General features: G+C 68.8%; 13 protein-coding genes and 1 tRNA gene. 7 read left to right on the forward strand and 7 right to left on the reverse strand.

What is annotated here, in order from left to right; translation table 11 throughout:
• Positions 1-10: 10 nt before the first annotated feature.
• From K0O62_RS03130 to K0O62_RS03145, 4 genes are all read right to left on the reverse strand, one after another.
• The gene (locus K0O62_RS03130) at positions 11-853 is read right to left on the reverse strand and encodes a slipin family protein (protein WP_079244432.1); all 843 of its coding nucleotides are present in this window, start codon (positions 851-853) and stop codon (positions 11-13) included.
• Positions 850-1,479 (reverse strand): hypothetical protein, encoded by a 630-nt coding sequence (locus tag K0O62_RS03135; protein WP_073855637.1) that lies wholly within the window; start codon positions 1,477-1,479, stop codon positions 850-852. Before K0O62_RS03135 ends, K0O62_RS03130 begins: the two co-directional genes overlap by 4 nt.
• Positions 1,476-3,812, reverse strand: a complete 2,337-nt coding sequence (locus K0O62_RS03140; RefSeq protein ID WP_073855638.1) for a nitric-oxide reductase large subunit — start codon at positions 3,810-3,812, stop codon at positions 1,476-1,478. Before K0O62_RS03140 ends, K0O62_RS03135 begins: the two co-directional genes overlap by 4 nt.
• 181 nt (positions 3,813-3,993) lie before the next feature.
• Positions 3,994-4,067 (reverse strand) — tRNA-Gly (locus tag K0O62_RS03145).
• A 65-nt stretch (positions 4,068-4,132) separates the two neighbouring features.
• On the opposite strand from K0O62_RS03145, the gene K0O62_RS03150 reads away from it, so the two are divergent.
• The 7 genes from K0O62_RS03150 to rfbA all read left to right on the forward strand — a co-directional run bounded on the left by K0O62_RS03150 (position 4,133) and on the right by rfbA (position 10,309).
• Positions 4,133-4,570 carry a cupin domain-containing protein gene (locus K0O62_RS03150; protein WP_073855639.1) on the forward strand — a complete coding sequence of 146 codons (438 nt, stop codon included), beginning with the start codon at positions 4,133-4,135 and terminating at the stop codon, positions 4,568-4,570.
• Positions 4,571-4,597: 27 nt separating this feature from the next.
• The gene (gene dcd / locus K0O62_RS03155; RefSeq protein WP_073855640.1) at positions 4,598-5,167 is read left to right on the forward strand and encodes a dCTP deaminase; all 570 of its coding nucleotides are present in this window, start codon (positions 4,598-4,600) and stop codon (positions 5,165-5,167) included.
• A gap of 150 nt (positions 5,168-5,317) precedes the next feature.
• Positions 5,318-6,937 carry a DUF7159 family protein gene (locus K0O62_RS03160; protein WP_073855641.1) on the forward strand — a complete coding sequence of 540 codons (1,620 nt, stop codon included), beginning with the start codon at positions 5,318-5,320 and terminating at the stop codon, positions 6,935-6,937.
• Between the two features lie 52 nt (positions 6,938-6,989).
• Entirely contained in the window at positions 6,990-8,315 is a 1,326-nt protein-coding gene (locus K0O62_RS03165) for a cytochrome P450 (RefSeq protein WP_073855642.1), read from the forward strand.
• 2 nt (positions 8,316-8,317) lie between these two features.
• Entirely contained in the window at positions 8,318-9,055 is a 738-nt protein-coding gene (locus K0O62_RS03170; protein ID WP_073855643.1) for a maleylpyruvate isomerase family mycothiol-dependent enzyme, read from the forward strand.
• 18 nt (positions 9,056-9,073) lie between these two features.
• Positions 9,074-9,445 carry a nuclear transport factor 2 family protein gene (locus K0O62_RS03175; protein WP_073855644.1) on the forward strand — a complete coding sequence of 124 codons (372 nt, stop codon included), beginning with the start codon at positions 9,074-9,076 and terminating at the stop codon, positions 9,443-9,445.
• The gene (gene rfbA, locus K0O62_RS03180; RefSeq protein ID WP_073855645.1) at positions 9,446-10,309 is read left to right on the forward strand and encodes a glucose-1-phosphate thymidylyltransferase RfbA; all 864 of its coding nucleotides are present in this window, start codon (positions 9,446-9,448) and stop codon (positions 10,307-10,309) included.
• A 4-nt stretch (positions 10,310-10,313) separates the two neighbouring features.
• Here the strand turns inward: rfbA and K0O62_RS03185 are convergent, their stop codons facing one another.
• The 3 genes from K0O62_RS03185 to K0O62_RS03195 are packed head-to-tail and all read right to left on the reverse strand — an operon-like array spanning position 10,314 to position 13,923.
• Complete coding sequence (locus K0O62_RS03185) at positions 10,314-12,416, reverse strand: xanthine dehydrogenase family protein molybdopterin-binding subunit (protein ID WP_073855646.1); 2,103 nt, start codon at positions 12,414-12,416, stop codon at positions 10,314-10,316.
• A complete protein-coding gene (locus K0O62_RS03190; protein WP_073855647.1) occupies positions 12,413-13,405 on the reverse strand; it encodes an FAD binding domain-containing protein in 993 nt (330 codons plus the stop codon). The genes K0O62_RS03185 and K0O62_RS03190 overlap by 4 nt, the downstream gene beginning before the upstream one ends.
• Positions 13,402-13,923, reverse strand: coding sequence for a 2Fe-2S iron-sulfur cluster-binding protein (locus K0O62_RS03195; RefSeq protein WP_073855648.1), 522 nt, complete (start codon positions 13,921-13,923; stop codon positions 13,402-13,404). The genes K0O62_RS03190 and K0O62_RS03195 overlap by 4 nt, the downstream gene beginning before the upstream one ends.
• Positions 13,924-13,937: the final 14 nt, after the last annotated feature.

Raw genomic sequence — 13,937 nt, forward strand, 5'->3', positions numbered from 1 at the left:
GGCGGTGTCGTCAACCCCGGTCCGGTCGGTCGAGCGGAGAAACGTGCTCGTCGCGCCCTCCGTGATCCGGGAAGTCTCGCTGCCATGCCGGGCCGCCGGGCTCGAACGCAGACCGCAGAAACGGCGTGATGATGTCGACCGGTAGCGGAAAGACCACCGTCGAGTTCTGGTCGGCGCCGAGTTCGAGCAGGGTCTGCAGATAGCGAAGCTGCAGGGAGGCCGGACTGCGCGACAGCGTGTCGGCGGCCTGACGCAATTCCTCGGACGCCTGCAACTCACCGTGGGCATTGATGATCTTGGCGCGTCGTTCCCGCTCGGCCTCCGCCTCCCGGGCCATCGCCCGCTGCATCGACTCCGGGATTTCGACGTCCTTGATCTCCACGATCTGCACCTCGACTCCCCAGTCCGATGTCTGCCGCTCGATGATGTTGCGCAGATCCTGGTTGAGATCTTCGCGGTGGGCGAGCAAGGTATCGAGGTCGGCGCGCCCCAGCAGCGATCGCAGTGTCGTCTGGGCGATCTGTGACGTCGCGACCGAGTAATTCTCCACCGCAAGAATCGCTTTCACCGGTTCGGTGATGCGGAACATGACGACGGCGTTGACGCGTGCGGGCACATTGTCCTTGGTGATCACTTCTTGTGGCGGAATGGTCAAGGTCACCACCCGCTGGTCCACCCGCACCAGGCGATCCACCAACGGGATCACGAATCGCATGCCCGGACCGTAGAGCGGTCGTACCCGACCGGCGCGGAACACCACGCCGCGTTCGTACTCGCGCAGGACCGTGACCGAGAAGGCGAGCGCGACGCCGACGACCACGATTGCCGCACCGGCGATGATCAGCCCGGTCAACGGAGTTCGTCTCCGCCGCGGGCGCGCCCCATCCCCCATCGGGTCGAGTACCGGTCGATCGCCGCGGCCACCGAGTCCTCGTGGGCGGTGCGGTGCGGCACGTGTTCAGGCCCGGTCGCGGGACTGGACCACAGGTGGCGGAACAGTGGCGTGCACACCGCGGCCACGGCCACGACGACGGCCCCGAGCACAAGTAGATCGGTGGGGGTGCGTTCCATCATCGCTTGGCCGGCCGGGAGCAGGATCGCCAACGCCGCGACCACGCAGGCGATTCCGCGGTGAAAACGCCCGGCCTCGGAGAACGGCCACGGATCGACCTGCCGGCTGATCTCGCGGCCGTGGTCGGAGGTGGTGCAGTCGGCCTTCACCGGGCAGGTGTTGCACACGATCGGCTTCGCGCGGTACCGCATCACCCGGTGGGCCGGGTCGTACGAGGTGGGCCACAACCACTGGTCGGTGGGGCACTGCCAGGCGTCGTGGTCGGGGTGGTAGACGAACCGGGCGGTGCGCCAGCCCTGCGCCCGGTGGGATGCCTTCTTCGCCATCAGGTCGAAACCCCAGGCCGCGGCGGCCAGGAACACCGCATACCCTGCGACCAGCCAGGTCGTCACCGCGGGCGCGTTCACCGCGCGGCCTGGTCGCCGGCGGGCGTCGTGGTGGCGGGAAGTTCGGTGTAGAGCGGGTTTTCGGGGAGTTCGTCACTCGATTCCCGGTGTTGGAAGAAGCTGCGCAGGCCGACGAAGGCGATCCACACGAACGGCAACACCCCGCCGACGATGAAGAGGACATCTCCGGGCATCCGCATCCAATCCAGCAACCGGTTGCCGGGCTCGGTGAGGAAACCCAGCGAGCGTGCCTCGAAATACCCGACGTTCACCGAATGGTAGAGCTGTATCACGCCCAGCGGCAGCAGCGCCGCGAACACCATCCAGGCCAGCCCGATGTTCAGGCACCAGAAGGACAGCCGCGCCGCCTTTTCCGGCCATTTGTCGGCGGGTATGACGTAGCGCAGCGCGAACATCGCCAGCCCGACGGCCATCATGCCGTAGACGCCCATCATCGCCGCGTGTGCGTGATTGGCCGTCAGTGCCGTGCCGATCTGGTAGTAGGACACGATCGGCAGGTTGATCAGGAAACCGAATATGCCCGCTCCCAGGAAGTTCCAGAAGCCCACGGCGACAAGGAACATCACTGCCCAGCGGTGCGGGAAGGGTTTGGAGTCGCCGGTCTGCTGACGCGAGCCGAGCTGCAGGAACGTCCACGCCTCGACGGTGAGGAAGGTCAGCGGGATCACCTCGGCCGCGGAGAAGAAGGCGCCCAGCGCCATGTGCTCGACCGGGGTCCCGGAGAAGTACACGTGGTGCATGGTGCCGATGACGCCGCCGGCGGAGTACAGGATGATGTCGAGAAAGATGATGCCCAGTGCGATGCGTTGGCGGACCACGCCCAGCAGCACGAAGATATAGGCGACCATCACGGTGGTGAACAGTTCGAGGAAGTCCTCCACCCACAGGTGCACCACCCAGAACCGCCAGAAGTCGGCGACGGAGAAGTGGGTGTCGCTGCCGGCGAGCAGGCCGACGGCGTAGAAAGCCGGAATGGCCAGTCCCGCAAAGAAGAACAGCCACGGCATGCTGCGCATCGAGTCGCTCCGCAGCCGAGATCGCAGGCCACGCCAGATGATGGCGATCCAGAAGAACATGCCGATGATGAGCAGGATCTGCCAGATCCTGGGCAGGTCCAGATACTCCCACTGCTGGGATAACAGGGTGCCTTCCGGGATCACCCCGAAGATCGAGAGTGCCTCGCTGACCAGCGACCCCACCACGACCAACGCCAGCGCCGCGAGCAGACCGTACGCCAGCCAGTGCTGCCCCTTCGGCTCTCGGCGCGTGATGAACGGCGTCAGGAAGATCCCGGCGGCCAGCAATGCGCTGGCAGTCCACAGCAGCGACAGCTGCAAATGCCAGGTGCGGGCCAGGCTGAACGGCAGGATCTCGCCGATGTCGATCCCGTAGAAGGAGGTCAGGTCCGCGTAGTAGTGCTCGACCAGGCCGCCGAGCATGGCCTGGGCGAAGAACAGCAGCGAGACCACCGCGAAGAACCATGCGGTCGCGCGCTGGGACTTGGTCAGCACGACTTCACCGGGTTGTCGGTAGGACAGATTCGGCGACGAGCCGGCGTGCCAGCCGATGCGCTGGCTCCACCGGCCATAGATCGCGAAGAGGATGCCCGTGCCGGCGAGCAGGGCGATCAGCGACAGCGCCGACCACACCAGGATGTCCGCGGTGGGGCCGTTGTCGACGCGGGGTTCGGCCGGCCAGTTGTTGGTGTAGCTGTAGTCGTGGCTCGGCCGCTCGGCCGCCGCCGCCCACGCGCTCCAGGCGAAGAATGCCGTCAGGTCCCGGACGTCGCGCGGCTCGGTGATCACGTCCGAGAGCAAGCCGTTGCGCTTGGCCTCCGGGCCGAAGTAGGTGGTGTAGTGGCGGGTCATGAAATCGAAGGCGCGCACCTGGGCGGGCGTGAAGACCAGCGTCTTGGTCGCCTCGTCGTAGCGGTTGGTGCGCAGTTCGGCGACCACGCGATCGTGGACCTCCGGCACACCGGCGGCGGTGAATTCGTCTGCCATCCGGTCGGCCGATCGGCGCAGATAGTCGGCGGTGTAGTCGGGGCCGAGATACCCGCCGTGGCCGTTGATCGAGCCGTACTGCATGAGCCCGCGGCCCTGGAACAACTCTTGACCGCGGGTGATGTCGGCCCCGCTGAACACCGTCTGACCGGACTCGTCGACGACCCGCTCCGGCAACGGCATCGACGCCGTGTAGGTGCGGTAGGCCAGAAAGCCCATCACGAAGAACCCGAAGATCAGCACCAGGGCGACGCCCTGCACCCACCCCTTGCCTATCGGCGACTGGCTGTCGTCATGTGCGCTGCGCGTGGCTGAGAAATCGATCGCCATGACCGGACCCCCGGTAAATCGGTGCTCGTCACCTGACTCACGTTGGCTGGAAGAACCCGACCCCGGCAGATCCAGGCCAACGGACCCCCGATGGCGGATGAGTGAGCTGGGTCACAGCCTACCGATGTGGGTCGATCGCGAGCCGTAATCGCGAGACTGCGCACGGCGCGATACGGGGGAGTGGAGCCGATGACGGGAATCGAACCCGCGTATTCAGCTTGGGAAGCTGATGTTCTGCCATTGAACTACATCGGCATGTTCGATCAGGAAGGCTAGCATCCGCAGGTCACCGATCGGGCAGGAGCCCTCAGGGGGGATTGATGAAACGTCTCGCAGCGGCCGTCCTGGCCGGCGTCGCCATGGCCGCCGCGCCGACCGCGGCGGCCACCCCCGCCGAGGGGGATGTGGAGCGCACCGACCTGGCCACGGGCACCACCTCCGAGCCGATCGTGATCGATACGCAGGGCCGGCCCACCACCCTCTACGTGCAGGAACTGCTGCTGCACCCGCCGTCGAACAGCGGTTGGCACACCCATCCGGGACCCGAGCACACCGTCATCACCGGCGGCACCGTGGCGATCCAGACCGCCCAGCAGTGCACGCCGAGGCAGTACCTGGCCGGCGAGGCGGTCTTCATTCCGGCCGGCGTGCCGCACATCGTGCGCAACGACAGCCCGCACGACGCCAACGCCGTCGTCACCTACACGTTGCCCGCCGACCTCCCGGTCCGCGACGACGCGCCCGCAGCCTGCCCCTGACCGGCACCCGGCCGCTAGGCTCGTCGCGTGCTGCTCTCCGATCGCGATATCCGCGCCGAGATCGCCGCGGGCCGGCTGGCGCTGGAACCGCACGACGACTCCCTGATTCAGCCGTCGAGTATCGACGTGCGCCTGGACAGCCTGTTCCGGGTGTTCAACAACACCCGCTACACCCACATCGACCCGGCACAGCGCCAGGACGACCTGACCAGCCTGGTCGAACCCAAGGAGGGTGAGCCCTTCGTGCTGCACCCCGGCGAGTTCGTGCTGGGCTCGACGCTGGAGCGGTGCTCGCTGCCCGACGATCTGGCCGGCCGGCTGGAAGGTAAGTCCTCACTCGGACGGCTCGGGCTGCTGACCCACTCCACGGCGGGGTTCATCGACCCGGGATTCTCCGGGCACATCACCCTGGAGTTGTCCAACGTCGCCAACCTGCCGATCACGCTGTGGCCCGGCATGAAGATCGGCCAGCTCTGCCTGCTGCGGCTGACCAGTCCGGCCGAGCATCCCTACGGCTCCTCGGCGGCCGGGTCCAAGTATCAGGGGCAGCGCGGGCCGACCCCGTCGCGCTCATATCTGAACTTCGTCAAACCCTGAACCCGCGTAGGGTCTGGTACGTGGCCTAGCTAAGGCCCGCGGGATGTAACGGGGGCGGCACTCGCGGCGATGAAGTATCTAGTCGCCGGTTTGTGTCGAGTGGTCGGTATCGGCGAAAAGGGCGATGTAGCAAACACTTTGGAGGGGTAAGTGGACATCGTATTAGGTGTGTCGCTGACACCTACGACGGTGCGGATGGTGCTGGTCGAAGGCGAGAAGGGCGACGGCGCCACCGTCGACCACGACGCCTTCGAGGTGGCGGGGGCCGGCAACTCAGCAACCTCGGCGGCGGCCGAGCAGGTGGTGCAGGCGGTGCTCGGCACCCGGGAGAGCGCCGAAGCCGGCGGACACCATCTCAAATCGATCGGCGTCACCTGGACCGATCACACCGAGGCCGCCGCACTGCGTGACGCGCTCGCCGCCCACGACATCGACGACGTGATGCTGGTATCCGAACTGCACGCCGCCGGCGCGCTCGCGCAGGCCGCGGGCCGCGCGGTCGGCTACGGCTCCACCGGTCTGCTGTTCCTCGACCGCGACACCGCCACCCTGTCGGTGGTCGACGGTGCCGACGGCTCGGTGGTCAAGGTGCTCAGTCGCAGTCTGCACAGCGCCGACGCGATGGCGGTCCTCGCCGAGATGGCGCACGCCGTCGCCGGGCAGGACACACCCCCGGACGGTCTGTTCATCGTCGGTTCCGGTGTCGACGTCGCCTCGGTGAAGGCCCATCTGGCCGATCTGGTCGACATCCCGGTGAGCGCACCCGAGGAATCCGGGATGGCGCTGGCCCGCGGCGCCGCACTGGCCTCGGCCAGCGCCCCGCTGTTCGAGGCCTCCACCGTCGGCCTGGCCTACTCGCTGGATCCGGACGGCCCGACCGCCGGCGCGCTGCCGGCCGGCGCCGACACCCAGTTCGCCCCGAGCGCGGCGCCCAGCTATGTCGCCTACGCCGACATCCCCGACGATCTGGCCGGGCTGGACGACACCCCGCCCGCCGACGAAACCCGCAAGCCGTTCCTGCTGGTGGGCAGCGCGATGGCATCGATCTTCGTGGTCGGTGTGGTGGCGCTCGCCGTCTCGCTGGCGGTCAGCATCCGGCCGACGGCCGACGAGCGGCCCGCCCCGGCCCGGGCGGCGGTGGCGCCCAGCGTGCAGGCGCCCGCCCCGGCGCGGGTGCCCGAACCCGAGGCACTGCCGGTGCAGCCCGCCCCGCCGCCGGTCGCCGAAACCATCAAGGCACCCATCCCGGTCGTCCAGCAGGCGCCGCAAGCGCCTCGACAGGTGTACGTCGAGGCGCCCGCCCCGCAGGCCCCGGCTCCGGCGCCCGCCCCGGCGGCACCCGCACCCGCCCCGATCGCTCCGGCTCCGGTGCCCAACCCGGCGCCGGCGTGGGCCCCGCCGGTGGTGCTGCCGCCGCCGGTGATCGTGCTGCCGCGGCCGCAGTGGCCGGTCTGGCGCCCGCCGTGGGAGCAGAAGCCGCCCAAGACCCAGACCCCGGACTATCCCGACCAGCCGGGCTACCCGAGTTATCCGACACCGCAGCAGCCGCGGCCCACCCAGCAACCCAAGCCGCAGCAGCCGCAGTGGCCGCAGTGGCCGGGTGGCGGCGGAAACGGTGGAAACGGCTCCGGCGGAAGCGGTTACGACGGGCCCCGTGGAGACTCCGGGCCCCGCGGAGACTCCGGTGGCCGCGGCGAGTCCGGCGGTCGCGGGGGAGGCCACGGCAGTGGCGGCCCGGGCGGCAACTGCTTCCTGATCTTCTGCAACTGACACCTGGTCCGCCGATTCGGCTACCTTGGCCTCCAGGGAGGCAGGGAGCGCGATGAAACAGGGCCCGGTTCGGCACCGCATCCATTGGTTGGCCATGCACGGATTCGTCCGGGGCATCTCCAGCCTGTTCGCGCGCCGGGGCGACCCGCAGGGCCGGCTCATCGCAGACCGGGCGATACATGTCGACCCGGTCCCGTTCACCGAGGAATTGCGCGCCCAGGGCCCCATCGTCAAGGGGCGTGTCGTCTTCATGACCGTCGACCACAAGATCTGCAGTGATGTGCTGCGCTCCGAGGACTTCCGCGTCATCGCGCTGGGATCCAACCTGCCCAAACCCCTGCAATGGGTGATCGACCGCACCAAACCCGATGTGCTGCACCCGCTGCAGCCGCCGTCGATGCTCTCGGTCGAGGCACCGGACCACACCCGCTACCGCAAGCTGGTGTCCTCGGTGTTCACCACGCGCGCCGTCGCGGCATTGCGGGACCGGGTGCAGGACACCGCAAATCAGCTCCTCGACGACCTCGCCGACGCGCCCGGTGCCGTCGACATCGTCGACCGCTACTGCGGGCAGTTGCCCGTCACCGTCATCGGCGACATCCTCGGCGTCCCCGAAGCCGACCGGCACCGCGTCCTGCAGTTCGGCGAGCACGGGGCCGCCAGCCTGGACATCGGCCTGCCGTGGGGTGAATACCAGAAGGTCAGCGCCGCCGTCCACGGCTTCAACGACTGGTTGTCGGCGCATCTGCAGGAACTGCGGCGCCACCCCGGCGACGACCTGATGAGCCAGATCATCCGGTCCTCGGAGGCCTCCGAGGAACCACTGTCCCATCGTGAGCTGGTGGCCACCGCGGGACTGGTGCTCGCCGCCGGCTTCGAGACCACGGTCAACCTGCTGGGCAGCGGGATCCGGCTGCTGCTGGAGCATCCCGAGCACCTGCAGACACTCGCCGAACGCCCCGAACTGTGGCCCACCGCGGTCGAAGAGATCCTGCGCCTGGAATCCCCGGTTCAGCTCAGCGCCCGCATCGCGGTCAAGGATGCCGAACTCGGCGGCAGGCACGTGCCCGCCGGATCCGGCATCCTGGTCTACATCGCCGGCGCCAACCGCGACCCGAATGTCTTCACCGACCCGCACCGGTTCGACATCGAACGCGACAACGCGGGCAGGCACCTGTCCTTCTCCGGCGGGCGGCACTTCTGCCTGGGCGCCGCGCTGGCCCGCGCGGAGGGCGAGGTCGGGCTGCGGACCTTCTTCGAGCGTTACCCCGGCGCCCGGCTCGCCGGCCCCGGCATCCGCCGCGAGACCCGGGTGCTGCGCGGGTGGTCCAGCCTGCCAATCGCCCTCGGCGACAGCCAGTCCGCGCTACGGTCGTAGGTGTGGACTTCCGAGCCGCCCTGCTCGAGCAGACCAGAAGCTTCGGCGAACTGATCCGCGACGCCGACCCGGCGACGCCGGTACCGACCTGCCCCGAGTGGACATTCAAACAGCTGTTCCGCCACGTCGGACGCGGAAATCGCTGGTGCACACAGATAATCGCGGACCGGCGCAGCGAACCGCTGGACCCGCGCGAGGTCCGGGGCGGGAAGCCGCCGGAGGACCTCGACGCCGCCATCGACTGGCTCAACGAGGGCGCGCAGGCGCTCATCGACACCGTGGAACGGATCGGCCCGCACACCAAGGTGTGGACCTTCGTCGGTCCGCACATCCCCGGGTGGTGGATCCGGCGCCGGGTTCACGAGCAGACCGTGCACCGCGCCGACGCGGAACTGGCGCTGGCCAACGAGTTCACCCTGCCCCCCGACCTGGCCGCCGACGGGCTCAGCGAATGGATCGATCTGGCCACCGCACGGCAGGCACCGTTGGAACGCGGCCAGACACTGCATCTGCACGCCACCGACGAGGGACTCGGGCCCACCGGCGAGTGGACCGTCGTGCACGACGAGGACGGCGTGTCCTGGTCGCACGCGCACGGCAAGGGGGACGCCGCGGTGCGCGGCCGGGCCGTCGACCTGCTTCTGGGCATCACCCGCCGCCGCACCGCGGCCGAGGCCGGACTGGAGATCTTCGGGGACACCGCAGTCTGGGACGGCTGGTTGACCCGCACGCCGCTCTAGATCTCTAAGGTTGCAGCTATGAGCACCTCCGAAATCGCGACCGTCCTGGCTTGGCATGACGCACTGAACGCGGCCGACTACGACACGCTGCTGAAGCTGTCGAGCGACGACGTCGAGATCGCCACGCCCGACCGGGCGGCCCAAGGACATCAGGCGCTCCTGGACTGGGCCCAGCAGCCGGGCCGGGGCAGCGCCGAGCCCGGCAGGCTCTACGTGCATGACGGCGTCGTGGTCGCCGAGCAGACACTCACCGGCGAGGACGGGCAGACCGCCACCGCGGCCTCGGCGTTCCGGGTGGTGCACGACCACATCACCTCGGTGTTCCTGCACAGCAGCCTGGACGAGGCGCTCGCGGCGACCGGACTCACCGAACGGGACCTCGACGCTTAGATGCGCGGCATCATCCTGGCCGGGGGATCTGGCACCCGGCTGCACCCGATCACCCGGGGCATCAGCAAGCAGTTGCTGCCGGTGTATGACAAACCGCTGATCTATTACCCGCTGTGCACCCTGATGATGGCGGGCGTCCGCGACATCCAGATCATCACCACCGGCCATGACGCGCCCGCATTCCACCGGTTGCTCGGTGACGGCTCGGAGTTCGGCATCAACCTGACCTATGCCGTGCAGGACCGGCCCGACGGCCTGGCTCAGGCCTTCGTCATCGGCGCCGACCACATCGGCACCGACTCGGTGGCCCTGGTGCTGGGCGACAACATCTTCTACGGTCCGGGTCTGGGCACCGGCCTGCGCCGGTTCGAGAATGTCCGGGGCGGCGCCATTTTCGCGTACTGGGTGGCCAATCCGTCGGCCTACGGTGTGGTCGAGTTCGACGCGGACGGGCGGGCGGTGTCCTTGGAGGAGAAGCCGGCGACCCCGAAATCGCACTATGCGGTGCCGGGCCTGTACTTCTACGACAACGACGTCGTGGAAATAGCGCGGTCGCTTCGAAAATCGGCGCGCGGTGAGTACGAGATCACCGAGATCAACCAGACCTATCTGGAGCAGGGCCGGTTGTCGGTGGAGGTGCTGGCCCGCGGCACCGCCTGGCTGGATACCGGCACGTTCGACTCCCTGCTGGACGCAAGCGATTTCGTGCGCACCATCGAGCAACGTCAGGGCCTGAAGATCAGTGCCCCCGAGGAAGTGGCATGGCGGCTCGGCTACATCGACGACGATCGGCTGGCCGCGCGGGCGCAGACCTTGGTCAAATCCGGGTACGGGTCCTACCTTCTGGAACTGCTGCAGCGCTGAGGGATCAGGGCAGCCCGGCCAGCACCTTGTCCAGGGTGGCCGGCAGATCCCGCACCCGCACGCCGGTGGCATGATGCACGGCGTTGACCACCGCGGCGGCCGCCCCCACGATGCCGATCTCACCCGCACCGCGTGATCCCATCGGGTTCAGGTGCTCCTCCACCTCGTCGAGCCACATCGCCTCGATATCGGCGACATCCGCGTGCGCACTGAAGTGATAGGTCGCCAGATCCTGGGTGACGACGTGCCCGAACCGCGGGTCGCGCACGCTCTCCTCGTGCAGCGCCATCGACAGGCCCATCGTCATGCCGCCGATGAGCTGGGAGCGCAGGGTCCGGGTGTTGATCGCCCGCCCCACCGAGAACACGCCCAGCATCCGCGGCACCCGGATCTCGCCGGTGTCGCGGTGCACCCGTGCCTCGACGAACTGCGCGCCGAACGACTGCACGGTGACCCTGTCGGCATCCGGATTCTCCGGCGCCTCCGCGGTGGTCGTGACACCCACGGCGGGGGAGTGGCCGTGATCATGGCGGAACTGGCCGGCCGCCGCGACGATCGCCGACCCCCACGACGTCATACCCGAGGACCCGCCGGCCACCGAGGCCGGTGGCAGATCGGTATCGCCGATCTGCAGGTCCACCGCCGACGGGTCGCAGCCCAGCGCGTCCGCGGCGATCTGGGTGAGGGTGGTCCACGTGCCGGTGCCGATGTCGGCCGCGCCGATGTGCACGGCGTACCGGCCCGGACCCGTGCAGGTGACCCGGGCCGCGTTGCCGGGCATGGCCATTCCCGGATAGGTGGACGACGCCACCCCGAGCCCGACGTACCAGTCGCCGTGGAGTCGGGCGCCCGGCTGCGGGTTGCGCTCGTGCCAGCCGAACCGCTGCGCCCCGGTGCGCAGGCATTCCACCAGATGCCGCGCCGACCAGGGCTTGCCGGTCTCCGGGTCGACGTCGGGCTCGTTGCGGATCCGCAGTTCGATCGGGTCGATCCCGCAGCGATGTGCCAATTCGTCCATGGCCACCTCGGCGGCGAAGGTGCCCGGGCATTCACCGGGTGCGCGCATCCAGAACGGCACCGCGACATCGAGGGTGGCCAGGCGGTGCGAGGTGCGCCGGTTCGGTGCGGCGTACATCTTGCGTGACGTCACCGCGGTCTGCTCGGCGAATTCCTTGACCGCAGAGGTCTGTTCGATGACGTCGTGGGCGAGTGCGGTGAGGCGGCCCTGTCGGTCGGCGCCGAGTCGGATGCGCTGGATGGTCGGGGTGCGGTAGCCGACCAGGGAGAACATCTGCTGGCGGGTCAGCGCCAGCTTGACCGGCCGCCCGCCGGCCCGTTTGGCGGCCATCAGGGCCAGCACGTCATGGGCGTGCGGGGCGCCCTTGGAACCGAACCCGCCCCCGACATGTGGTGCGACGACCCGGAACTGCTCGGGAGCCATCCCGAACAACGGGGCCAGCGTCTTGCGCACCACGTGCACCCCCTGGGTGGAGTCGAACATGGTCACCCGGTCGGCGCCGTCGACGGTGCTCCATCGCGCGATGCAGGCGTGCGGTTCCATCGGATTGTTGTGTTCGATGGGGGTGGTGTAGGTCTCGTCGACGGTGACCTCGGCGGCCGCCACGGCGGCGTCGACGTCGCCCTCGTCGGTATCGCTGTCATAGTCCGGGTTGACCGAGTCGGGGGTGTACAGCGTGGGGTGATCGGCGGTCAGTTCGGCGTGATGCGGAGACTCGTCGTATCCCACGGCGACCAGGGAGGCGGCCTCCCTGGCGATTTCGGCGGTATCGGCGACCACGGCACCGATGATCTGACCGCGGAAGTGCACCTGGTCGTCCTGCAGGATGGCCAGTTCCCCGTCGGAGTCGTCGGCCAGTTCCGGCGCGTTGAACACCGTCAGCACATCGTGCACGCCGCGCGTGCGGGCGGCCACGGTGGTCTCCATCCACGCCACCCGTCCCCGGGCGACGGTGGACTGGATGGGATGCACATATGCCGGGTGCTCGACCTGCTGTTCGTACGCGTAAGGCGCGGTACCGGTGACCTTGGCCTGCCCGTCGCGGCGGGCCAGGGGTGCGCCGATCGCGTGCGGTTCCAGCAGCGTCATCGCAACCCCCGCTCGGTCAGCATGCGCAGCTGGGAGACCATGGTGCGCCGGGTGAGTTCCACCTTGAACTCGTTGCCCGGCAACGGGTCCGCATCGGCGAGTTCGGCGTCGGCGGCCGCGGCGAACGTCTGCTGCTCGGCGACCGCGCCGACGAGCACCTGCTCGGCACGGCAGGCGCGCCACGGTTTGTGGGCGACACCGCCCAACGCGATGCGCGCGGTGGCGATCCTGCCGGCGGCGAAGGTCAGCTCCGCGGCGACCGACACCAACGCGAACGCGTAGGAGGCACGGTCACGTACCTTGCGATAGTCCGATACCGCCCCGGCCGGCGGTGGCGGCAGTTCGATTCCGGTGATCAGCTCGCTCCGTGTCAGCACGGTGTCGTGGTGCGGTGTGTCGCCGGGCAGTCGGTGCAGGTCGGCGGCGGGGACACGGCGTTCGTCCGCCCCGTCGTGCACCAGCACGTCGGCGTTCAGGGCGGTGAGGGCGACCGCCATATCTGAGGGGTGGGTGGCCACACAGCTCTTGGAGGCCCCGAGGATTGCGTGGTGGCGCACGTACCCGCCGATCGCCGAGCAGCCGCTGCCGGGCCGGCGTTTGTTGCACGGCGTGGTGACATCCTGGAAGTACACACATCTGGTGCGCTGCAAGAGATTTCCGGCGGTGGTAGCCGCGTTGCGCAGCTGCCCGGACGCACCCGAGAGCAGGGCGCGGGCCAGCATCGGATAGTGCGAACGGATCAACGGATGTGCCGCCAGGTCGCTGTTGCGGACGTTGGCGCCCACCCGCACCCCGCCGTCCTCGGTCCCCGAGATGTCGGCCAGATCGAGGTGACTGACGTCGATGAGCAGATCGGGTTGTGCGACGCCCAGTTTCATGTGGTCGACCAGATTCGTGCCGCCGGCCAGATAGACCGCGTCGGGGTGGCCGGTCAACATGGCGACCGCGTCGGCGGGGCTGGTGGCCACGCGGTATTCGAAGGCCTTCACGACAGTGCCACCCGCCGGATCGCGCTGACGATGTTGGGGTAGGCCGCGCAGCGGCAGAGGTTGCCGCTCATCCGCTCCCGGATCTCGTCCTCGTCGAGTTCGGGGCTCGACTCCAGATCGTCGGTGACGTAGCTGGGCGATCCCGCTTTGGCTTCGTCCAACATGCCGATCGCAGAACAGATCTGGCCGGGGGTGCAGTAACCGCACTGGAAGGCGTCCTCGTCGCAGAACGCCTGGGCCATCTCGTGTAGGCGCTCACCGTCGCCGAGCCCGGCGGCGGTGGTGATGTGCGCGCCGTCGGCGGCCACCGCGAACGTCAGGCAACTGGTCATCCGGCGGCCGTCGACCAGGATGGTGCAGGACCCGCACTGACCGTGATCGCAACCCTTCTTCGGCGCGGTCACCCCGAGATGCTCGCGCAGTGCGTCGAGCAGGGTCACCCGGTTGTCGACGGTCAGCGAACATCGTTCGCCGTCCACGTCCAGGGTCAGGTCAGAGGTGTGATTGGGCTGGGCCACCCACGGCGGGTACC

The organism is Mycolicibacterium diernhoferi, from assembly GCF_019456655.1.
Taxonomy (GTDB): Bacteria; Actinomycetota; Actinomycetes; order Mycobacteriales; family Mycobacteriaceae; genus Mycobacterium; species Mycobacterium diernhoferi.

Excerpts from the sequence above, each read along its gene's own strand:
- K0O62_RS03150 (WP_073855639.1), top strand. The coding sequence starts at position 4,133 with ATGAAACGTCTCGCAGCGGCCGTCCTGGCCGGCGTCGCCATGGCCGCC.
- K0O62_RS03165 (WP_073855642.1), top strand. The coding sequence starts at position 6,990 with ATGAAACAGGGCCCGGTTCGGCACCGCATCCATTGGTTGGCCATGCAC.
- K0O62_RS03140 (WP_073855638.1), bottom strand. The coding sequence starts at position 3,812 with ATGGCGATCGATTTCTCAGCCACGCGCAGCGCACATGACGACAGCCAG.
- K0O62_RS03175 (WP_073855644.1), top strand. The coding sequence starts at position 9,074 with ATGAGCACCTCCGAAATCGCGACCGTCCTGGCTTGGCATGACGCACTG.
- K0O62_RS03185 (WP_073855646.1), bottom strand. The coding sequence starts at position 12,416 with ATGACGCTGCTGGAACCGCACGCGATCGGCGCACCCCTGGCCCGCCGC.
- rfbA (WP_073855645.1), top strand. The coding sequence starts at position 9,446 with ATGCGCGGCATCATCCTGGCCGGGGGATCTGGCACCCGGCTGCACCCG.